Annotated in this window: 18 protein-coding genes; 12 read left to right on the top strand and 6 right to left on the bottom strand. The window is 72.8% G+C overall.

From position 1 onward, the window contains the following. Positions 1-25 precede the first annotated feature (25 nt). Positions 26-2287, top strand: a complete 2262-nt coding sequence (locus O7600_RS09275) for a DUF262 domain-containing protein (protein ID WP_281593240.1) — start codon at positions 26-28, stop codon at positions 2285-2287. 45 nt (positions 2288-2332) lie between these two features. Here the strand turns inward: O7600_RS09275 and O7600_RS09270 are convergent, their stop codons facing one another. Both O7600_RS09270 and O7600_RS09265 read right to left on the bottom strand, forming a co-directional pair. Beyond that, positions 2333-2605 (bottom strand): hypothetical protein, encoded by a 273-nt coding sequence (locus O7600_RS09270; RefSeq protein WP_281593239.1) that lies wholly within the window; start codon positions 2603-2605, stop codon positions 2333-2335. Continuing rightward, the gene (locus tag O7600_RS09265) at positions 2602-2928 is read right to left on the bottom strand and encodes a hypothetical protein (protein ID WP_281593238.1); all 327 of its coding nucleotides are present in this window, start codon (positions 2926-2928) and stop codon (positions 2602-2604) included. The genes O7600_RS09270 and O7600_RS09265 overlap by 4 nt, the downstream gene beginning before the upstream one ends. A 178-nt stretch (positions 2929-3106) precedes the next feature. Here O7600_RS09265 and O7600_RS09260 point away from each other — a divergent pair, with 178 nt between their 5' ends. Both O7600_RS09260 and O7600_RS09255 read left to right on the top strand, forming a co-directional pair. Further along, complete coding sequence (locus O7600_RS09260) at positions 3107-3874, top strand: DUF5753 domain-containing protein (RefSeq protein ID WP_281593237.1); 768 nt, start codon at positions 3107-3109, stop codon at positions 3872-3874. After that, positions 3871-4071, top strand: coding sequence for a DUF397 domain-containing protein (locus tag O7600_RS09255; protein ID WP_281593236.1), 201 nt, complete (start codon positions 3871-3873; stop codon positions 4069-4071). Before O7600_RS09260 ends, O7600_RS09255 begins: the two co-directional genes overlap by 4 nt. Before the next feature lie 132 nt (positions 4072-4203). On the opposite strand, the gene O7600_RS09250 is transcribed toward O7600_RS09255, so the two are convergent. After that, complete coding sequence (locus O7600_RS09250; RefSeq protein ID WP_281593235.1) at positions 4204-5616, bottom strand: alkaline phosphatase PhoX; 1413 nt, start codon at positions 5614-5616, stop codon at positions 4204-4206. Between the two features lie 184 nt (positions 5617-5800). Between O7600_RS09250 and O7600_RS09245 the strand changes: the two genes are divergently transcribed. The 5 genes from O7600_RS09245 to O7600_RS09225 all read left to right on the top strand — a co-directional run bounded on the left by O7600_RS09245 (position 5801) and on the right by O7600_RS09225 (position 11312). After that, the gene (locus O7600_RS09245) at positions 5801-8317 is read left to right on the top strand and encodes an FtsK/SpoIIIE domain-containing protein (protein ID WP_281593234.1); all 2517 of its coding nucleotides are present in this window, start codon (positions 5801-5803) and stop codon (positions 8315-8317) included. Next, entirely contained in the window at positions 8314-9099 is a 786-nt protein-coding gene (locus tag O7600_RS09240; protein ID WP_281593233.1) for a hypothetical protein, read from the top strand. Before O7600_RS09245 ends, O7600_RS09240 begins: the two co-directional genes overlap by 4 nt. A 181-nt stretch (positions 9100-9280) precedes the next feature. Beyond that, a complete protein-coding gene (locus O7600_RS09235) occupies positions 9281-9544 on the top strand; it encodes a DUF6244 family protein (protein WP_091573340.1) in 264 nt (87 codons plus the stop codon). Between the two features lie 117 nt (positions 9545-9661). After that, positions 9662-10291 carry a response regulator gene (locus tag O7600_RS09230; protein WP_281593232.1) on the top strand — a complete coding sequence of 210 codons (630 nt, stop codon included), beginning with the start codon at positions 9662-9664 and terminating at the stop codon, positions 10289-10291. Between the two features lie 193 nt (positions 10292-10484). Then, on the top strand, positions 10485-11312 hold the full coding sequence (locus O7600_RS09225) for an alpha/beta fold hydrolase (protein WP_281593231.1): 828 nt from the start codon (positions 10485-10487) through the stop codon (positions 11310-11312). Between the two features lie 42 nt (positions 11313-11354). Here the strand turns inward: O7600_RS09225 and O7600_RS09220 are convergent, their stop codons facing one another. From O7600_RS09220 to O7600_RS09210, 3 genes are all read right to left on the bottom strand, one after another. Then, a complete protein-coding gene (locus O7600_RS09220) occupies positions 11355-12947 on the bottom strand; it encodes a GMC family oxidoreductase N-terminal domain-containing protein (protein ID WP_281593230.1) in 1593 nt (530 codons plus the stop codon). 71 nt (positions 12948-13018) lie between these two features. After that, complete coding sequence (locus tag O7600_RS09215; protein ID WP_281593229.1) at positions 13019-13885, bottom strand: aldo/keto reductase; 867 nt, start codon at positions 13883-13885, stop codon at positions 13019-13021. 85 nt (positions 13886-13970) lie between these two features. Beyond that, entirely contained in the window at positions 13971-16526 is a 2556-nt protein-coding gene (locus O7600_RS09210; protein ID WP_281593228.1) for a SpoIIE family protein phosphatase, read from the bottom strand. Between the two features lie 220 nt (positions 16527-16746). On the opposite strand from O7600_RS09210, the gene O7600_RS09205 reads away from it, so the two are divergent. The 4 genes from O7600_RS09205 to O7600_RS09190 all read left to right on the top strand — a co-directional run bounded on the left by O7600_RS09205 (position 16747) and on the right by O7600_RS09190 (position 21218). Beyond that, positions 16747-17112, top strand: coding sequence for a YciI family protein (locus tag O7600_RS09205; RefSeq protein WP_091573345.1), 366 nt, complete (start codon positions 16747-16749; stop codon positions 17110-17112). A gap of 120 nt (positions 17113-17232) precedes the next feature. Further along, the gene (locus O7600_RS09200; protein WP_281593227.1) at positions 17233-18660 is read left to right on the top strand and encodes an FAD-binding oxidoreductase; all 1428 of its coding nucleotides are present in this window, start codon (positions 17233-17235) and stop codon (positions 18658-18660) included. A gap of 169 nt (positions 18661-18829) precedes the next feature. Then, the gene (pyk, locus tag O7600_RS09195) at positions 18830-20278 is read left to right on the top strand and encodes a pyruvate kinase (RefSeq protein ID WP_281593226.1); all 1449 of its coding nucleotides are present in this window, start codon (positions 18830-18832) and stop codon (positions 20276-20278) included. A 55-nt stretch (positions 20279-20333) separates the two neighbouring features. Then, on the top strand, positions 20334-21218 hold the full coding sequence (locus tag O7600_RS09190) for an acyl-CoA thioesterase II (protein ID WP_172967958.1): 885 nt from the start codon (positions 20334-20336) through the stop codon (positions 21216-21218). The last annotated feature ends 57 nt before the right edge of the window (positions 21219-21275 follow it).

Below are 21275 nucleotides of genomic sequence, written 5' to 3'. Positions count from 1 at the left end.
TGATTGTATCGGGAAGGGTGACTGCATGCCGGAAGCGCCGATCCGCGGTGACGGGTTCACGATTCAGCAGCTATTCAGCCAGTTCCAGTTCCGACTTGATCCCTACCAGCGGGAGTACAGTTGGGCACGCGAAGACGTGAAGATGCTCGTGGACGACTTAACTGGTCACTTCATTGAGGACTGGGTCCCGGGCCACGACCGCAGGGAAGTTCGACACTATCGCCCGTACTTCCTGGGGCCTTTTGTCTACTACCGCGATGACGATCTCGCCGCCTTGGTTGACGGCCAGCAGCGCATCACGACGCTTCACCTTCTATTGCTGCAGCTTCGCCGCCTTGCCATCGATGCTGACCGGCCGGAGTATCACAACGACATCGCCGCACTTGAGCCGCTGATCGCCGGTACCTCGTACGGGGAGCGAGCTTACGCTATTCGGTCGGAGAAGCGAACCCCCGTTTTGGAAGCGATCTACGAGGACAAGCCTTACGTGCCGGCAGTTGACGCCGGGCCCTCCGTGGAGAATCTACACAAACGCAGCGAGGAGCTATACGAGTTGCTTCCCGAGTCCATTCGGGAAGAGGCGCTCCCGCTGTTCATCCACTGGCTACTAAATCGAGTTTGTCTGGTCGGTATAAACGCGAACAATCGCCGCCAGGGCTGGGAAATATTTGAGACCATGAACGACCGAGGCGTGCAGCTCGGTCCGGCTGATCTCCTTAAAAGCTTCCTGCTTCGTAAGGCTAGCAATCGAGACAACCTGCCTCGGCTCGGCGAAGCCTGGAGCCGCGTGTTAACCCGGATTGACAGCCGTGTGCCGCAGGCTGCGGCCAAGTTCCTGCAATCGCTGTTGATCGGCCGCTATGCGCAAAGCGAAGACGAGGCGACAGACATCTCAGTGTCGTTCCATGGGTGGGTGCAGGAGCATCACTCCAGTCGCATGGGCCTCATCAATGCGCCGGATTTCGCTAGCTTTATCGAGCACGACCTGGTCCGGCTTGCGACTCGCTACGCAACTTTAAGGGCTGCCGCTGTAGTGCTAGAGCCGGGTTTGGAGCCAGTCTTCTACAACTCGAAGAATGAAATCGATCAGATGCCTTTTCTGATGGCGGTCATCGATCCAGATGACACTGACGCTCAGTTTCGAGAAAAGGCGCGGTTGGTTGCTGCTTACCTCGACATTGTCTTCGTGCGTCTGGCTGTCAATAACCGACTTGCCAAGTCAGGTGGAGTGGACAATGATCGTCTTCCCGTTCTTCTTGATCTTCGTTCCTCGCGAGACATCGACGGTCTGGCCAAAGCGCTTGGACGCCGGATCGCTCGGTTGGGCGTCGACTTTACCGGCGTTAAGGGCTATGGCCTGCGTATGGACAACCGGGCGCAAGTCAGATACCTGCTCGCACGACTGACCGCGTTCGTGGAGACGGAGTGCGGTCGCCCCAACGAAATGCCTCGATACTTGGATAAGGAGGAGCCTTTCGAGATCGAACATATCTGGGCGAATAAATTCGAGCGCTACCAGCCGGAAGTGAAGACCGAGGCGACATTCCGCATCTTCCGCAACCGATTCGGGGCGCTCCTCCTGCTCAAGAAGTCCCACAATGCGAGCTATCAGGACTCACCATACGAGCAGAAAGTCGAGTGGTATCGGGGTCAGAACCACCTCGCCTCGTCGCTTCACGCCGTCACCCATCAGCGGAACAAGCCGTTCACGGCCGGGGTGGTGAAAAAGCGTGACCTGGGTAAGCTTTTTCACCACATGCCCAAGTTTGGGCGGGCGGAGATTGAGGTCAGGCAGCAGCTCTACGAGCGGCTTTGTGAGATCATCTGGGATCCGGCTGACCTCGGATTCATCTTGCCCCCTGGTGCGGCCCCAATAACGGCTTCGACGGGCCAGGCGGAACTGGCGATACCCGAGCAGCGTGTGCCGTCCCGAGTTGCAAAGCGCACTCGCGCCCACTTCGGAGGTGTGACGATCGCACGCCTCGTCGCTGTGGGTGCCCTGAGTGTAGATGAGCAGTTGTATCTGACCTACAAGCGGGTGCCCTACACGGCAGTGATTAACCATGATGGTCGTATTCAGTTGAGCAGCGGCGAGGTATTTGAGTCGCCGTCTCCCGCTGGCTCGACAGTGACGGGCAAGGCGGCTATGAACGGCTGGAGCGCATGGAAGGTGCGTCGGGAGGGCAACCTGATCCCCCTGTTCGACATCCGTGCAGAGGCTTTGCGGCGCGGACTTCTGGAGGAATCGAATGAGGAACTGGGGTCCGGCCAGGAGATTGCGAATTAAGGCTTCCCTCAAAGCTTCGGCCAGGCGCGGCTGTGCGCAAGGCCGTCACTGCAGCGCCGGCGGGGAGCGAAGAGGGGCCCAGCCGACAAATCGAGCGAATAGAGCCTGCGGACCTGGTGCCTCGACCGGGTTGAGTCGATGCAGATCCTGGGCCGCGTCGTAAAGCTGACCGCAGAGGTAGACCGCCAGGCCGACGCGATCAGCCCCGTACTCAGCGACCAAGGCTAGCCGCGCAACCGCGCAGGGCCATGGCTGAGCGCAGCGCTTACAGATCCAGAGCGGGCGCAGAGGTAGATGTGGGCAGGTGCCGGTGCTCATGCCGGCACCCCCAGCCGTTCGGCAGCCCGGCCGCTGACGATTGGGCGTTCGCCGGCTCTGGGGTTCAGCCGGCGCAACCCGGCCAGCCACACGAACAGTTCTCGCTTGGCGACCGCAACACCGCTGCAATTCAGCTCGTACGCTTCGATCCACGACCAGCCGTCGAATGGTTGGCGATCGGTGATCTCGCGAATGACGCGGACCGTGATGAGGCGACAGAACTGCACGCTGGCCCGCCGGTCGAGGCGCAGGAGGTCCCCCGCCTTGATCGGACGAACGCCCGCCGCCGCACCGACACGCCCGGACGACCTGCTACTGGGCACGGGCTCCCCTTCTGTCGCAAGGACGGGATCGCATCGGACAGCTCGCCGAGGTGCAACCCCAGGACACGCGATCACCGACTGCGGCGACCTGCGAGCCACCTTGCCAAGAGCTATGGGATCAGTACACAGCGTTGCTGTATGGTGCCGAGGTGTCCGGGACGTCCATAGGGGAGCCGGGATGAACGAGGTGCTTCAGGCAGCGATGGTCGAAGCCGGCGAGACTGCCGAAAGCCTCGCAGCTCAAACCGGTGTGGATCCTAAGACCGCAGCGCGTTGGATCTCTCCGGGACGCGTGCCCCAACCTCGCCGACGTGTGCAGGTGGCCGCGCTCCTCGGCCGGGACGTCGGGGACCTATGGCCCGACGTCCTCAAGCGCCGCGAGCCGCACTGGTTGCGTGAGTGGGTCGACTGGGAGCGGGACGCCGTAGCACTCCGTTGGTTCGAGCACATGTGGGTGCCGGGTCTGTTGCAGACGGAGGCGTACGCGCGGGCGACTCTCACCGGTGAGTCGTTCACTGGGTCGGAGGTCGATGAACTTGTCGCCTCGCGGCTCGAACGACAGGCGATCCTCCGTCGAGATCGGCCGCCTCTGTTCATAGCGGTCATCTTCGAAGGCGTGCTCTATCAGTCGGCCTACGGCGACCGTGACCTGATGCGGGAGCAGACCGAGCACCTGGTGGACTGTGCGACGATGCCCGGCGTTCAGGTGCACATCGTGCCGAGGGACGTCGGCATGTACCCGGGGCTTGGCGGCGGCTTCATCCTCGCCGAACTCCCCACCGGTGAGCACGTCGCGCACGTCGACAGTCAGGCGTCCGCGCAGATCCTTAATCAGGCTGCGGCCGTTGCTACGCTCAGCCGTAGGTGGGAGCGCATCAGAGGTGAGGCCCTCACTCGAAGCCAGTCTCTAGACCTGATCAGAGAAGCGGCAGGATCATGGACATGACCGGTGCGCGGTGGCGCAAGAGCACGAAGAGCGGCAACAACGGCGGCTCATGTGTCGAGGTCGCCGACAACCTCTCGGGAGTCGTGTTGGTCAGGGACACCAAGGATCGGGCGGGTGGCACGCTGGCCTTCGAGCCTGCCGCCTGGCAGGGCTTCGTCAAGCTGGCGAAGGAGATCGGTGTGAGCGAGCGTCGATGACGCCAGCACCGGCGCTCGCTGAGGATCTCGACGCTGAACTGGCCCGGCGTGGGATGGCCGTTTGCGCCCAGGGCTTCCGCAATGCCAGGCCGGCGGCACCCGGGACGGGAGCCGCCGGCCGAGAGAGCGGGGTCAGCGGTGGGCGTTGCTCGGACGCCCCCACGGGCCGGTGATCGCGAAGACGTAGCCCGGGGACTGGATGTTCGCGTACAGGATCGTGCCGTCCGCGCTGAACGTCGGGCCGGTGAACTCGCTGTCGTTCAGCTCGTTGCGGGCCAGCGGGTACGCCTTGCCCTGCTCGGTGACGCCGACCAGGTGCGACACGCCCTCGCCGTCCTCGGCCAGGATCACCCCGCCGTACGGGCAGACGGTGATGTTGTCCGGCCCGTCGTAGTTGCCGTTGTCCGCCTCCGGGTCGGTGTTCACCCCGAAGATCGTCTTCAGCGTCACGGTCTGCCGCCGCGGGTCGTAGAACCAGACCTGGCCGTCGTGCTCGTTGACGCTGCCGTCGCTGCGCCGGGCGAAGCTGGCCACGAAGTACGCGCCGCCGTCGCCCCACCAGGCGCCCTCCAGCTTGCGGCTGCGGGTCACCTCGGCGTCGGTGAACTGCTTGCGCACCGACACGGTGCGGGCGTCCCGGTCCGGCACCTCGACCCACTCCACCCGGTACCGGGTGCCTGGAGTGGTGGCCTCGGACAGGTCCGCGACGTGCCCGTCGCCGCGCAGGCAGCGCATCGCCGCCAGGCTGCCGGCGGTGGCGCCGTCCGGCCGCTGGGCGAGCGCCCGCAGCGCGCCCTTGCCGCCCCGGAAGCCGGGCGGCGGCGTCCACCGGAAGTAGAGGCCGTTCGGGCCGCTCGCGTCCTCGGTCAGGTAGATCGAGTGGGTGTACGGGTCGACCGCCACCGCCTCGTGCGCGTAGCGGCCGAGGAACCGCAGCGCCACCGGGTCCTGGTTGGCCGACCGGTCGTGCGGGTCGACCTCGAAGACGTACCCGTGGTCCTTGAGGAACTGACCGCCGGCCCGCTGCTCGGTCTCCTCGCAGGTCAGCCACGTGCCCCACGGCGTGATGCCGCCGGCGCAGTTGTTGTGCGTGCCGGCCACGCTGACGTACTCGCGCAGTCGCCGGCCGTGCCGGTCCACCTCGATGGTGGTGGTGCCGCCGCGCGCGCCGGGGTCGTAGGTGAGGCCGGGCAGCGCCGGCACCGGGTACGGCTCGTCGCCGCCGATCTCGTGGTTGTTCACCAGCACCGACCCGCGCGGGCCGCGGAAGCAGCCGGTGCCGTCGGCGTCGCTCGGGGTCGGCTGCCCCGACTCCAGCAGCGTCACCCCCGCCTGCGCGACGACGGTGTAGGAGAAGCCGCGCGGCAGGGCCAGCAGGCCGGCCGGGTCCGGCACCAGGTCGCCGTAGCCGACCGCGGGGCGGCACGCGGCCCGGGCCGCCGCCGGGCCGGCGATGGCGTCCAGGCTGCCGGCCACCACGATGCCGAGTCCGCCGGCCGCGCTGCCGCGCAGCAGGGACCGCCGGGAGAGGGGAGAGGAGGTCACGTCGTCGCCTTCCTGTGCCTACGGGTTGCACTGGCAGGCAATCCGCGCCGGGGGAACGGCGGGCGGCGCGGCCGTGCGACGCGGGGTGAACAGTGGACGAATCTCGGGTGCCGAGCGTCAGGTGCCGGTGCGGCGCGCGTCCGTTAGGGTTCCTTCGATCGCAGACGGCGTCGGAGGGCGGACGGTGGGCAGGCTCGCGGCGGCGTACCGGCAGGCGGTCGACCGACACCGGCAGGCGCTGCGCCACTGGGAGGCGGCCCGGCGGATGCTCGGCGCCGCCGGCCCGGCGCCCGTCGGCAGCCCCGCGCTGGTCGCGCGGTTGGCCCGGCTGGGCGGGGAGATGGCCGCCGCGGTGCCCGGCACCGCCCGCGTCGCCACCCACCCCGTCCCGGTACGCCTCGGCGAGGCCCGAACGGTCGACGGCGCGTTCCCGGTCCTCGTGCCGGTGGGGGCCGGCGCCCACCTCGCGGTCGACACGGACGCCCGCGACCCGCGCGTCGGCGAGCTGCTGCGCACCGTGGTGGTGCGGCTGCTCACCGCCGCCCCGGCCGGCGCGGTCCGGGTCGTCGGCATCGACCAGACCGCCTTCGGCGCGGCCTTCCTGCCGCTGCGCCCGCTGCACGACGCCGGCGTGCTCGGCCCGGCGGCGACCACCGAGGCGGAGACGACCGCGCTGCTGGAGGCGGCGGAACGGCACGCCCGCGCCGCCCAGCGCAGCGCGCCGGAGGACCGCGAGCTGCTGGTGGTGGTCGCCGCGTCCGCGCCCGCGCCCCGGGAACTGGCCCGGCTGGCCGCGCTGACCCACGCCGGCCCGGCCGCGGCCGTGTGCGTCCTGCTGGCCGGGCACCCGCCGGCCGGGGCGACCACGGCGCCACCGCTGGGCGCCACCACCCAGCTGCGGCTCACCGAGCGCTACACCCTCGTGGGCGATCCGCCCGGGCGCCCGTTCAGCACCGACGGCAGTGGACTGGCCGCGCCGGTGGTGCTCGACGGCGACCCGTCGCACGCCGCGGTGACGGCGCTGGCCCGCCGCTGGGCCGAGGCGGTCGACCAGGGCGCCGTCACGTTCGCCGACCTGATCCCGGCGGAGCGCTGGACGTCGTCCGCCGCCACCGGCCTGCGGACCACGCTCGGCCGCGCCGGCCGCCGGCCGCTGACCGTCGCGTTCGACGACGCCACCCCGCACTGGCTGGTCGGCGGGCGCACCGGCGCCGGCAAGACGGTGCTGCTGCTCGACGTCCTCTACGGGCTGGCGGCCCGCTACTCCCCGGCCGAGCTGCGGCTGATGCTGCTCGACTTCAAGGAGGGGGTCAGCTTCACCGAGTTCGTGCCCACCGACCGCGACCCGTCCTGGCTGCCGCACGCCCGCGCGGTGGGCATCGAGTCCGACCGGGAGTACGGCGTGGCCGTGCTGCGCGAGCTGCGCGCCGAGCTGGGCCGCCGCGCCGACCTGCTCAAACGCCACGGGGTCAGCCGGCTCGCCGACCTGCCGCCGAACGCCCGGCCGCCCCGGATCGTCACCGTCGTCGACGAGTTCCACGTGCTGTTCGCCGGCAACGACGCGCTGGCCCGGCAGGCCGTCGACCTGATCGAGGAGCTGGCCCGCAAGGGCCGCTCGTACGGCCTGCACCTGGTGCTGGCCAGCCAGAGCACCACCGGCATCGAGGCGCTCTACGGCCGGGCCGAGGCCATCTTCGGCCAGTTCCCGCTGCGCGTCGCGCTGCCCGGCGGGGACGCCGTGCTGGACCCGCGCAACGACGCGGCGCGCGGGCTCACCGTCGGCGCCGCCGTGGTGAACACCTCCGCCGGCGCGCCCGGTGCGGACGTCGAGGTGCGGTTCCCCGACGCGCACGCCGCCTCGGCCGAGCTGGCGGCGCTGCGCCACGAGCTGCACGCGGCCCGACCCGACGGCTCCCACCCGCCGGCGGTCTTCCGTGGCCACGAGACGCCCCGGCTCGCCGACGACCCCGCCTGCGCCGCGCTGGCGCCCGGCGCCGACCCGCCGTACGCGCTGGTGGGCCGCGTCGTCGACGTCGCCGGCAGCGCCGCCGGGTTCGCCCTCGACGCGAGCCCCGGCCGGCACCTGGCGGTGGTGGGCACCGCCGCCGGCGGCGCGGACGTGCTCCGGTCGGCGGCCCTCTCGCTGGCCCGGCAGCACGCTGCCGGCAGCGCCCGGTTCCTGTTCGCCCCGCTGGCGCCCGGCACCACCGACGTCGCCGACGACCTGGCCATGACGCTGGCCGCTGCCGGCCACCCGGTACGCCGGCTGGACGTCGACGGGTTGCGCGCCCACCTCGCCGAGGCGGCCGGCGGCGAGGCCCCGGCGTCGGGCCGCACCTACCTGGTCGGGTTCGGGATGGACGCCGCCGCCGGCGTGCTGGGCGCGACCGACCCGGGCACGTTCCGCTCCGGGTACGACGACCTGCGCGCGGTGCTGCGCCACGGCCCGGCGCGCGGGGTGCACGTGCTCGGCTGGTGGCGCGGGCTGCGCCGGCTCGCCGACGACCTCGGCGGCAGCGGCCACCGCGACGACGTGACCGCCCTGGTCGCGCTGAACGTGCCGGCCGCCGACCTGGGCCTGCACCTCGGCACGCACGACCTCGCCTACACCCCACGGGAGGGCCGCGCCCTGCTGGTCGACCGGCACGAGCACCGCACCGCCCTGATCGTGCCGTTCGCCGGCGAGAGCGAACAACCATGACCGGGTTCGACGACTACGCGGCGCTGATCCGGGAGTTGTCCGGCCGGCAGCGCGGCGGGGAACGGGCGATCGCCGCCGAGGCGGAGCGCCGGCGAGGGCTGCAGGCCGGGGTGGACACGCTCGGGCAGCGGCTCGCCGCGCAGGGGCAGCGCCTGGAGCGGTTCGGGCAGGCGATCGGGGTGCCGATGAGTACGGTTCCGGCCGAGGCGCCGGCCCCGGCGGTGCCGGCCGGTGGCGTGTCGGCGGGGCCGCCGACGGGCCCCGGACCGGGGGACCGGGTGACCGGCGGCGCAGCCGCCGCGCCGGGGCGGGCGGGGGTCGGGGCGTATCCCGGGGGGAGCGTGCCGGAGCCGCGGGCCGGTGACCCGGCGACGGAGCTGGCGGCGGCCGGCCGCCTCGCCGACGAGGCCGACCGGCACGGGCAGGAGGCCGAGGCGCTGGCCCGCACGCCGGTGCTGTTGCCCACCTGGTCGGCGCCCGCACGTGCGGTGGCGGTCTACGGCGGCTGCGCACTGGTCGGCTCGCTGCTCATGCTGGGCGCGCTGGTCGGCTCGCCGCTGCCGGTGTCCGGGATGGACCTGGTGGCGGCGCTGTCCTGTGCGGGCGTGCCGCTGATGTCCTTCGTGGCCGGTCAGCTCGTGCTGGCCCGGTGGGGTCGCCCGGCGCTGGACGACGGCACGGCCCCGGCCGGCCGCTACGTCCCGCTCGGCTTCGTGATCTGCGCCCTGGTCTCCCCGTCCCTGTTCTGCCTCTACCTCGTCCTGTTCCGCCTCCTCCGCTGACCCCCGCCGCCCTCGCCTCCCCGCCCTCGATCACCTCGTCGATCTAGGAGTTGTGGCACCTGACGAATGCCCTGTAAGACCGCATTCCAGGCGCCACAACTCCAAGATCGACGAAGAGGTGGGGCGGACGGAGGGCGGTAGGCTGCGCGGTGGTCGGCAGGGTGGGACGCGGGGAGGGCTTGTGAGCGCGGCGGAGATCATCGCGAGGCTGGCGGCGGCGGCGCAGAAGTTGGACGAGGCCAAGGCCCGCACCGCGGCCGCCGCCCAGGACGCGGCGGAAGCGCGGGCGCTGGTGGCGGGCGCGCTGGAGGGGGCCACGGCCGGCCCGCTGATCGGGGTCATCGACGCGTACCGGCAGGCGCTGGCGCAGGCGGCGCAGGGCGGGGAGCCGGCGCGGCAGCACGTGCAGGAGACCATCGCGAAGGTCCAGGCACTCGGCAACTGAGCGCCGGACACTGCGATACGGATCAGTGTCGTCAAACTGACCAGCCAGTCGATCGGCGACTTGCCTCGGGCTAGCGTCCACGAGTCCCTTTGGCGTCGATCGATGTGAGTGGCGGGCATGGCGGACATCATGCGAGCGGTGGCAACCCTGGCATGGCCACTTCTGGTGGTCGTGATCCTGATCTACCTTCTGCCCGCGGTGCGCCGGCTGCTGCGGGAGAGCCACTCGGTCGATGTCGAGGTGGGCGGTGCCAGGGTCAGTGTCCAGACCGCCTCGAACGAGACTCGCAAGCTCATCGAAGACCTGCAGGACCGGGTGAACGAACTGTCCGCACTGGTCGACCGCGGGCAGGAGCCGAGTGTCGAGCCCATGGGGAGCCATCCCGCTCCGCGGGGAATCCTCTGGGTCGACGACGAACCCGGCGGAAACCTGTACGAGCGGGCTCGGGCGACGGATGGTGGCTACGAGGTGGTGCAGGCGACCTCCACCGAGACGGCCTTGAAGCTGCTCGAAGGCATGACGCCGACCGTGATCGTCTCGGACGTGGGCCGCACCGAGAACGGCCGCTTCAACCCAACCGCCGGGCTCGATCTGGTGCGCGAACTGCGTCGGCGTGGTGACCTGACGCCCGTCGTGTTCTACACCTCGCCGCGGGGCGTTGCCCTGGTCCGGCACGATGCGGAACTCCTCACCAATGTCAGTTGCACGGCCTCGCCGACCGAGTTGGCCCGGATCCTCGACATGTAGCCGCGTCGCATCGCCGGGTGCGGAATCCGGCCCGGGATGCCGGTTTGCGCGGAGGGCGCGACAACTGGTTACCGGCGCGTAACTTTCCATTGACGTGTGTGAAATCGGACACGCATCATCGTTCCCACGATCGATCGGATCCCACCCGTCCCTCCCGGGTCCCCCGGGTGCCTCCCCACCGGAGGTGCAGCCCATGCTGCTCCGAACGATCCTGGCCGCCACCACCGCCGCCACCGCCCTGCTCCTGCCGGCCACCGCCGCGCACGCCGCAGCCGAACCCACCACCCCGCCGGCCACGGCGTCCACCTCCACGGCGTCCACCGTGGACACCGTCACCGCCGCCGACCGGGCCGCCGCCGCGGCGGCCGACCCGGTCGTCGTGGTCGGCGGCCTGATCGGAATCTCCATCGCGTACGAGCCGATCGCCGCCCGGCTGCGGGCCGACGGCTACCGGGTCTCCATCTACCAACTGCCGAACCTCGGCTTCGGCGACATCCGCGAGTCCGCCCGGGCGCTGGCGTCCTACGTGGACCAGGTCCGTGCCGCCACCGGCGCGAGCCGGGTCGACCTGGTCACCCACTCCGAGGGTGGCCTGGTCAGCCGCTGGTACGTGAAATTCCTCGGCGGCTCCGCCAAGGTCGACCAGTACGTCAGCCTGGGCAGCCCGCAGTACGGCACCTACGTCGCCAACATCGTCAACTTCCTGGGGCTGGGCAGCTGTGCCGGCATCGTCGCCTGCCAGCAGATGACCATCGGGTCGAGCTTCCTCGCCGACCTCAACGCCGGTGACGACACGCCGGGCCCGGTCCGCTGGACCACGGTGCGCACCTGGCAGGACGAACTGGTCCGGCCGGTCGACAACGCGGCACTCGCCGACGGCGCGACCAACATCCTGGTGCAGGCGTGGTGCCCGCTGCGGGTCGTCGGGCACCTCGGCCTGGTCCTGGACGGCACCACCTACACGGCGGTGCGCCAGACGTTGGCCGGCGCGCAGATCCGGCCGAACTGCTTCGCCGTCTGACCCGGTCCGGGCCCGCCGACGGGCGGGCCCGGACCGGAACGCTCACCCCCGGTCGCGACCGAGGATCAGCTCGGACGCCCGCCAGGCCAGCGCGGTCACCGGGGCGCTGGTCCAGCCCGCCACCATCACCGGCAGCACCGACGCGTCGACCACCCGTAGCCCGTCGACGCCGCGCACCCGCAGCCGCGGATCCACCACGTGGTCGTCGTCCGGGCCCATCGCGCAGGTGCCGATGGCGTGGTAGCCGCAGTAGCCGTGCGCGACGGCCGCCTCGACGATCTCCTCGTCGGTCCGGGTGGCCGGCCCGGGCACTGTCTCCGCCCGGACCCGCCCGGCGATCGGCCCGGTGCCGAAGAACTTCCGCATCCGGCGGAACAGGTCGACCGCCACCCGCCGGTCGTGCGCGGTGGCCAGGTAGTTCGCCACGATCGCCGGTGGGGTGCGCGGGTCGGCGTCGGTGATCGCGAGGTGGCCCTCGCTGTCCGGCCGGGTCACCGTGCCCAGGCACATCACGCCGGGCTCCCGTTCCAGCTCCAGCGCCCGACCCGGGCGCGGCGGGGCGGCGGAGAACGGCGCCATCAGCAGGTGGACGTCCGGGCGGTCCAGCTCCGGCCGGGACTTCACGTGGGCCGCGACGTCGAGCACCGGCAGCGCGAGCGGGCCGCCCCGGGTGAGCAGCCAGCGCATCGCCGCGCGGGCCTGCCCGAGCGGACTGCCGAGCCGGGCGTTGTAGCCGCCCGGCCCGGCGAGCCGGTACTGCATCGCGACGGACCGGTGCTCCCGCAGCCCGGCGCCCACCCGGGGTCGGTCGAGCAGCACCGGCACGCCGGCCGCGCGCAGGCTGTCCGCCGGCCCGATGCCGGAGACCTGCAACAGCTGCGGGGTGGCCAGGGCCCCCGCGGCGAGGATCACCTCGCCGGCCGCCCGGTGCTCCACCTCCCGGCCCCGGTGCGCGACCCGTACGCCGACCGCCCGGCCGCCCTCGACCAGCACGCGCAGCACGACCGCCTCGACCGCGACGGTCAGGTTGGGCCGGCCGCGGCACGGGTGCAGGAACGCGTCGGCGGCGCTGACCCGGCGTCCGCCGTGGATGGTGGCGGTCGGGTAGCCGATCCGCTCGTCGTCGTCGGCGTCCAGGTCGTCCACCCGGCGCCAGCCCAGCCCGACGCCGGTCGCCACCATCTCCTCGGCGAGCGGGTCGGTGCCGGTGGCGACGGAGAGCCGCACCGGACCGCCGACGCCCCGGTGCGGCGCCGGGCCCAGCGGGTGGTCCTCCAGCCGCTGGAACACCTGCCGCATCGTCGACCAGCCCCAGCCCAGCGGCGCCAGCGCATCCCAGTCCCGGGCCGCGCCCCGACTCCAGATCATCCCGTTGACCGAGGTCGAGCCGCCGATCATCCGGCCGCGCTGCCAGGTCTCCCGCCGGTCGGGCCCGATCGTCGCCGGGTAGTGCCAGGCGGTGCGCGGGTCGTCCATCAACCGGGAGAACGCCTTCGGCACGCGGACGAACGGGCTGCGGTCCCAGCCCCCCGCCTCCAGCAGCAGCACCCGGGTGCCCGGGTCCTCGGAGAGCCGGTTGGCCAGCACGCATCCCGCCGCACCGGCGCCCACGACGACGTAGTCGAACTCGTCCACAGCGGACCCCCACTCGTGAGAATCCTTCTGACGGTAGTTGCTCGATCACGCGCCGCAAAGGGCCGACCGGTTCAGGCCGCGTGTGCCAACGCCTCGAACTCGTCGTCGCTCAGCTCCACCTCGGCCGCCGCCACGTTCTCCTCCAGGTGCGCCACCGACGACGTGCCCGGAATGGGCAGCATGACCGGCGAGCGCCGCAACAGCCAGGCCAGGGCGAGCTGCGCGGGGCTGGCGCCGTGGCTGGTCGAGATCGCGTCCAGCGGGCCACCGGGCCGGGCCAGGTTGCCGGTGGCGATCGGGAACCACGGGATGAACGCCAGGTCGTTGCGCTCGCAGTGGGTCAGCACGTCCTCGGCGCTGCGGTCGACCAGGTTGTAGAGGTTCTGCACCGACACGATCGGGGTGATCGCCCGGGCCTGCTCGATCTGCTCGACGCTCACCTCGGAGAGCCCGATGTGCCGGACCTTGCCCTCCTGCTTGAGCAGCGCCAGCTCACCGAGCTGGTCGGCCAGCGGCACCTTCTCGTCGATCCGGTGCAGCTGGTAGAGCGGGATGCAGTCCAGCCCCAGGTGGCGCAGGCTCAGCTCGCACTGCTGGCGCAGATACTCCGGGCGCCCCACCGGCCGCCAGTCGCCCGGACCGGAGCGGGTCAGCCCGGCCTTCGTCGCGACCACCAGATCCTCGGCGTACGGGTGCAGCGCCTCCCGGATCAGCATCTCGCTGACGAACGGCCCGTACGAGTCCGCGGTGTCGATGAACGTCACGCCCAGCTCGTAGGCGCGGCGCAGCACCCGCACCGCCTCGGCCGGGTCCTTCGGGTCGCCCCAGACGCCCGGGCCGGTGAGCTGCATCGCCCCGTAGGCGAGGCGGTCGACCCGCAGGTCACCGCCGATCCGGTAGCTGCCCGACGCCTTCGCCGGCTGGGTGCTGGTGGCCATCACGGTCCTCCTGTGTCGCGCGGTCGGCGGGCGGTCACGTCGCCCGACCGTTCGACATTCCCCGAAACGGCCCGCCGATGCCCGCTCAGCCGATGTGCCGCAGCACCACCAGCGCCTGGTCGTCCTCGGAGCCGGCCAGGTCGCGCAGCAACGCGTCCGCGATCGCCTCCGCCGGCTCGTCGCGCACCGCGACCAGCGCCCGGTGCAGCGCCGCGACGCCCTCGTCGTACGGCCGGCCGCGCCGCTCCACCAGCCCGTCCGTGTACGCCACCAGCAGGTCGCCGGGGCCGAACGGGATCGTGGTGGCGGTCATCGGCCGGTCCACCATGCCCAGCGGCATCGCGTTCTCGGTGTGCACGGTGCGCGGCGGCGCGCCGGCGGGCAGCACCACCGGGTGCGGGTGGCCGGCGCGGGCCACCCGCGCGGTGCGGGCCCGCGGGTCGACCAGCACGACCAGGCAGGTGCCGAGGAAGCCGACGCCGAGCAGTTCGGTGAGCCGCAGGAACACCTCCTCCAGCGGCACGCCCAGCCGGATCAGCGTGTTCAGCATGGTGCGCAGCTGAGCCATGTCGGCCGCGGCCTCCACCTGGTGCCCGACCACGTCGCCGAGCACCACGGCCAGCCGGTCGCCGTCCTGGCGGACCAGGTCGTACCAGTCGCCGCCCAGGTGCAGGCCGCTCATCGCGGGCCGGTAGCGGGTGGCCACCTCCAGACCGCGCGGGGTGGTCAGCGACGAGCTGCGCAGCCGGCCGGCCAGGCGGGTCACCAGGTTGTGCTCGGCGGCGGCCAGCCGGACCCGCTCCAGCGTCTGCTCGCACAGGTCGGCGACGGTGTCCAGCAACGCCAGGTCGCTGTCGCGCAGCGGCCGTTCCCGTCGCCAGCCGAAACCCAGCGCGGCGATCGGGCGGCGACCGGCGCCGAACAGCGGCAGCGCCACGGTGGTGACCAGGCCGTGCCCGCCGACCGGGTCGGCCAGCCCGGGGAACCGGGCGGCGAAGTCGGCCCGGTCACGCAGCACGATGCGCTCCCCGTCGCGCAGCGCGCGCACGATCGGGCGCGGGTCGTCGACGGTCAGGTCGCGGAACGTGGCGGCCAGTGTGCCCGGCACGTCGCCGTGGTGCCAGAGCCGGACCCGGCGGCCCTCGTCGCGCATGGCCAGCCCGGGCAGCTCCGCCCCGAGCGCGGTGGTGGCGGCGTCGAGGATCACCTCGATCGCCTCGGCGGTGGAGCGGGTCACGCTGAGTCGGGCGGCGAAGCCGGCCATCGCCTGCGCCGACCCGGTCAGCTCGGCCCGTTGCAGCGCCTGGCTGCACAACCCGGCCACCGCGTCGAGCAGGTTCCGCAGCGCCTCGTCCTCGGCGACCGGCCCGGCCCAGCGCACCTCCAGGGCGCCCAGCGCGGCACCGTCGCCGTAGCGCAGCGGCAGGCACAGCCCCGTGGTCCGGCCGTCGACGCCGGTCAGCGGCAGCGCCGCGTTGTCGCGTACCGCGCGGGCCAGCGGGCCCTCGGCGTCCACCGGCACCCGCTCGGCGGGGACGTCGCCACCGGCCACGTCGAGCACGGTGCGGCCGGGTCGGGCGAGCGCCACCCGCAGCGCGACCGCGTCCACCACGGCCGGCCCGACCGTGGTCACCACCTCCACGATGGCCTCGTGGCCACGCGCCGAGCTGAGCGCCGCGGCGAGCCGGGCCAGCGCCTCCGCCCGGCGCAGCGCCCGCTGCCGGTCGCTGACGTCGCGCGCCACGGTGGCCACGAACGCGGTGCCGTCCCGCCCGTCGCCGGTGGCGACGGTGAACGTCTGGTGGTCGACGTCGATCGCCTCGCCGGTGTCCCGGCGCACCAGGCGGCTCTCCGCCCGGTGATGCCCCTCGCGCAACGCGGTCGGGATGAGCTCGGTACGCCACAGCTCCCGCGCGTCCGGGGCGGCGAGGTCCACCAGGCCCAGCCCGTCCACCCGCTCCCGGTCACCGAGCCCGACCAGCGCCCGTCCGGCCGGGTTGACGTAGACGGTCCGGCCGTCCGGTGTGGCCACCGCGATGAAGTCGCCGGAGCGTTCCACCAGCGCCTGGAACAGCCGCAGCTCGGCCGGCGCGGCGCGGTCCGCCGCCCGCCGGCGCCTCGCCCGGGCCAGCGCCAGCGCCGTGCCGATCTGCCCGGCGACCAGCTCGACGAAGGTGCGGGCGTCGGGGTCGACCGGGCCACCCGGGGCCAGCGCGGCGACCAGCACCCCGGCCGGGCGGTCGCCGTCGGGGTCGGGCACGGGCAGCAGGGCGACCACCGGCGCGGCCGACCCGCCGTCGGTGGACCGCGGCGGCAGCAGCCGGGGCATGCCGTCGGCCAGCACGGCGGCCACCGGCCACCCGTCGGCCGGCGCCGGCGGAACCTCGACCCCGTCCGCCGTGGCCGGTCGTGGACCGTCCGGCCCGGCCAGGTGGAGCCGGACGAAGGGCAGTGCGGGAGTTCCGGCCAGCACCTTGACCGCCCGCCGGGCCACCTCGTCCGGGTCGCCCGCGTCGGCCAGCGCCGTGGCCAGCGCGGCGAGCAGCCGCAGCCGCTGATCGCCGCGAACCGCGCCCGCGTCCGCGCCGGTGGCGGCGACGACGTCCGGCCACCGGGCGCCGTCCGGCGGGGTGATGCTCACCCGGGACCTCCGCTCCGGTGTGGGCGTCCGCAGTACCCGGAAACGTACCAGCGGCGTGCCGCCGCGGGCGATCGTCGGACCGGTCCCCGTCGCGCGCGCGACGGGACGAACGGCCCGGCGGGTCGGCAACCGTCGCGCCGTGGCCGCCAGTTGCGGCGACGCCACCCGGCGGCCGGGGCCGGCGTGCGAGGCTGGGCGGGACGGTGGTCAGGAGGTGCGCATGGGGGCGACGCCACGGCTCGACTTCGCGCTCGACACGTACGAGTGCATCGTGCTCTACCCGGGTCCGTCCGGGCGGGCGCTGCCGGAGGAGACCGTGCAGCGGTTGCAGGCCGAGCACGTCCAGCACATGGGGGCGCTGCAGCGACGCGGCATCGTGCTGGTCGACGGCTCGGTGGACGGCCCGGCCCGGGAACCCGACCCGCCGATCGGCTTCGGCCTGGCCCGGACCGGTTCGGTGGACGACGTGCGCAGCGTGATGGAGGCCGATCCCGCGGTGCAGGCCGGGCTCTACCGGGTCGAGGTGCTCACCTTCCTCTGCCCTGCCGGCTCGCTGGAGTTCCCCCTGCTCAAGACCCAGAGCTGAGGGTCGCCGCGCACTGTCGCGCGGGCGACGGCGGCGGCGTCGCGGCGGTGCTACGGTCCGGCGCAGTGAGCCGCCCCGGCCCGTCCGGCGCCGCCGGCCCGGGTCGGTCGAGGAGCCGCCATGACCTCCGCCCCGGACCTGCCGCGCGCCGCCGACCTGCTCCGCGAGTTGCTCGGCGACCGCCTGCTCACCCCGGCCGACGCCGGTTACCCCGACGCCGTGCGGCTGTGGAACGGCGCCCCGGCCGCCGCTCCCGCCCTGGTGGCCCGCGTCCGTGACGCCGGGGAGGTCGCGCACGCGGTTCGCGTCGCCGGGCGTTGCCACGTGCCGCTGTCGGTGCGCGCCGGGGGCCACGACTGGGCCGGCCGGGCCCTACGCGACGGTGGCCTGGTCCTCGACCTCACCGCGCTGCGGCGGGTGGACCTCGACCCCGGGACCGGGGAGGTCACCGTGGGCGGCGGGGCGACGGCCGCCGACGTGCTCGCCGCCCTGCGACCGTACGACCGGGTCGTCGCCACCGGCGTGGTGCGCGCGGTCGGGCTGGCCGGGCTGACCCTGGCCGGCGGTTACGGCCCGCTCTGCGGCCGGTTCGGGTTGGCGCTGGACAACCTGCTCGGGGCCGAGGTGGTGCTCGCCGACGGCCGCCGGGTGACCGCCGACGCCACGCACGAGCCCGAGCTGTACTGGGCGCTGCGCGGCGGAGGCGGCAACTTCGGCGTGGTCACCGCGCTGCGCTACCGCACCCACCCGCTGGCCGCCGCGCTCGCCGGCATGCTGCTGTTCCCGTCGGACCAGGCGGCGGCGGTGCTGCGCGGCTACGGCGAGGAGGTGCGCCGGGCGCCGGACGAGTTGACCGTGATGGCCGGCTTCCTGCCCGGCCCGGCGGGGGAGCCGGTGGTCTTCCTCGCCCCGGTGTTCACCGGCGCCGACGAGGCGGCGGGCCGGGCCGCGGTGGACCGGCTGCGGGCGCTCGGCACCCCGCTGGTCGACCAGGTCGCACCGCTGCCCTACGAGGACGTGCTGCGCATGTTCGACGGCGGGATGGCCGACGGCAACCACTACCTGCTGCGTACCCGGTGGTTGCCCCGGGTGGACGGGCCGGTGGTGGCCGCGCTGACCGCGGCGGCCGGCGCGGTCACGTCGCCGTTCTCCGCGATCGCGCTGCACCACTTCCACGGGGTCGCGGCCCGGGTGGGGGTGGGGGAGACCGCGTTCGGGCTGCGCGCCGACCACCTGCTCGCCGAGATCATCGCGGTCTGGGCGCCGGGCGGCGACCCGGCGCCGCACCGGGCGTGGGCCGAGCACACCAGCGCGGCCCTGGCCCCGCACGCGCTGCCCGGCGGCTACCCGAACCTGCTCGCGCCGGAGGAGACCGACCGCGTCCGGCTGGCCTACGGACCGAACTGGGACCGGCTGCGCCGGGCCAAGCGCCGCTACGACCCGCGCGACGTCTTCTCGGCCGTGCCCACGCTGCCGCCGGCCGGCCCGCCCGCGCCCCGGGCCGGACAGGGGCGGCCGGATCCCCGGGAGCACCCGGCCGGACGGTGACGGCGAGCGGTACGATTTCCGCCGCGCGGTCGCCGATGCCCGCCACTCACGACGTCGCGGTGCGGTGCATCCACCGCCCGCCCGCGCGGGTTTCGCGCGTCGTTGGACAACTGTTCCACAGTCCGCAAGGGGTCGGCCGGCAGGTCGATCCGGAGGAGAGACTAGCCTGATGGGCGTGACACGCCGCGCGAAAATCGTCTGCACTCTCGGCCCCGCCACCTCGTCCCCGGAGCGCATCCGGGGGCTCGTCGAGGCGGGCATGAACGTGGCGAGACTCAACTTCAGCCACGGCAGTCACGCCGACCACGAGTCGGTCTACCGGATGGTCCGGGAGGCCGCCGAGGCCTCCGGCAAGCCGGTCGCCGTCCTCGCCGACCTCCAAGGCCCCAAGATCCGCCTCGGCCGCTTCGCCGACGGGCCGCACGAGTGGCGCACCGGCGACTCCGTGGTGATCACCAGCGACGAGATCGTCGGCACCAAGGAGCGGGTCTCCTGCACCTACCGCAAGCTGCCGCAGGAGGTAAAGCCGGGCGACCGGCTGCTGATCGACGACGGCCGGGTCGCGGTCGAGGTCAGCGACGTCACCGGCAACGACATCCGCTGCCTGGTCACCGAGGGCGGCCCGGTCTCCAACAACAAGGGCGTCTCGCTGCCCAACGTGGCGGTCAGCGTCCCGGCCATGTCCGACAAGGACGCCGAGGACCTGCGCTTCGCCCTCGGCCTCGGCGTCGACCTGGTCGCGCTGTCGTTCGTCCGCTCGCCGGAGGACATCAAGCTGGTCCACTCGATCATGGACGAGGAGGGCGTGCGCCGCCCGGTCCTCGCCAAGGTCGAGAAGCCGGAGGCGGTCGACCACCTGGAGGCGATCGTGCTCGCCTTCGACGGCGTCATGGTCGCCCGCGGCGACCTCGGCGTCGAGCTGCCGCTGGACCAGGTGCCGCTGGTGCAGAAGCGCGCCGTGCAGCTCTGCCGGGAGAACGCCAAGCCGGTCATCGTGGCCACCCAGATGCTCGACTCGATGATCGAGAACTCCCGCCCCACCCGCGCCGAGGCCTCCGACGTGGCCAACGCGGTGCTCGACGGCGCGGACGCGGTGATGCTCTCCGGCGAGACCAGTGTCGGCAAGTACCCGGTGCTCACCGTCAGCACCATGGCGAAGATCGTCACCACCACCGAGGCGGGCTCCATCGCCGTCCCCCGGTTGCAGCACGACCCGCGTACGCACGGCGGCGCGCTGACCGTCGCCGCGTCCTCCATCGCCCGCGCCATCGGCGCCAAGGCCATGGTGGCGTTCTCGCAGACCGGCGACACCGTCAAGCGACTCAGTCGGCTGCACTGCGACCTGCCGCTGCTGGCCTTCACCCCGGTGCCGGAGGTGCGCAACCAGCTCGCGCTCTGCTGGGGCGTGGAGACGTTCCTGATGCCGTTCGTCGAGCACACCGACGACATGTTCCGCCAGGTCGACCAGGCGCTGCTCGGCCTCAACCGGGCCAACCCGGGCGACTACGTGGTGATCGTGGCGGGCAGCCCGCCCGGCACTCCCGGCTCCACCAACACGCTGCGGGTGCACCAGCTCGGTTCGCTCGTCGACGCTGCCTCGGCCCGGGCCCTTCAGTGAGCGTGAGGAGTGAGCCGGTGTTGCGAGCCCCGCAGTCGCGAACGAAGGTGGCGCTGTGAGTGACGCTCCGGTGGCGACCGGGCAGGCGGCGGTCGACCAGCTCCTGGAGGTGCTCGACCTGGCGCAGACCGGCGAGATGGCCTTCCGCGGGATGAGCCCGCCGGTGGGCCCGCAGCGGGTCTACGGCGGTCAGGTCGCCGGCCAGGCGTTGGTCGCGGCCGGCCGCACGGTCGACCCGGAGCGGGCCGTGCACTCGCTGCACGGCTACTTCGTCCGGCCCGGTGACCCGGCCGAGCCGATCGACTACCAGGTGGAGAACGTCCGCGACGGCCGCTCCTTCTCGGTACGCCGCTCGGTGGCGTTGCAGCACGACAAGCCGATCTTCTTCATGTCGGCGTCGTTCCAGCGGCAGGAGGAGGGGCTGGACCACCACGCCCCGCTCCCGCCCGACGTGCCCGCGCCGGACGACGTGCCGACCATGACCGACCGGCTGTCCCGCTACCCGGAACGGCTCGGCATCTGGGGCCAGATTCCGCGCCCGATCGACGTGCGCTACGTCGGCGAGCCCGGCTGGGTACGCCCCGGCGACCGGCCGGCGGAGCCGCACCAGAGGGTCTGGATGCGCATCGACGGCAAGCTGCCGGACGACCCGCTGCTGCACGCCTGCGCCCTCACGTACGCGTCCGACCTGACGCTGCTCGACTCGGTGCTGTCGGTGCACGGCGAGGTGTGGGGGCCGGGCGGCGTGGTGGGCGCCAGCCTCGACCACGCGCTCTGGTTCCACCGGCCGTTCCGCGCCGACGAGTGGTTCCTCTACGACTGCTGGAGCCCGTCGGCGTCGGGGGCCCGTGGCCTGGCCACCGGCCGGATGTTCACCACCGACGGCCGGCACATCGCCAGCGCCGTGCAGGAGGGGCTGCTGCGTCGGGTGGGCGGCTGAGTCGGCAACCGTGACCGATCGGCCGAGGGTCGGGAGTCCGGGCGGCTGAATCGGCGA

This window comes from Micromonospora sp. WMMA1998, from assembly GCF_027497375.1.
GTDB classification, from domain to species: Bacteria; Actinomycetota; Actinomycetes; order Mycobacteriales; family Micromonosporaceae; genus Micromonospora; species Micromonospora sediminicola.
This window is presented reverse-complemented; position numbering and strand designations above follow the sequence as displayed.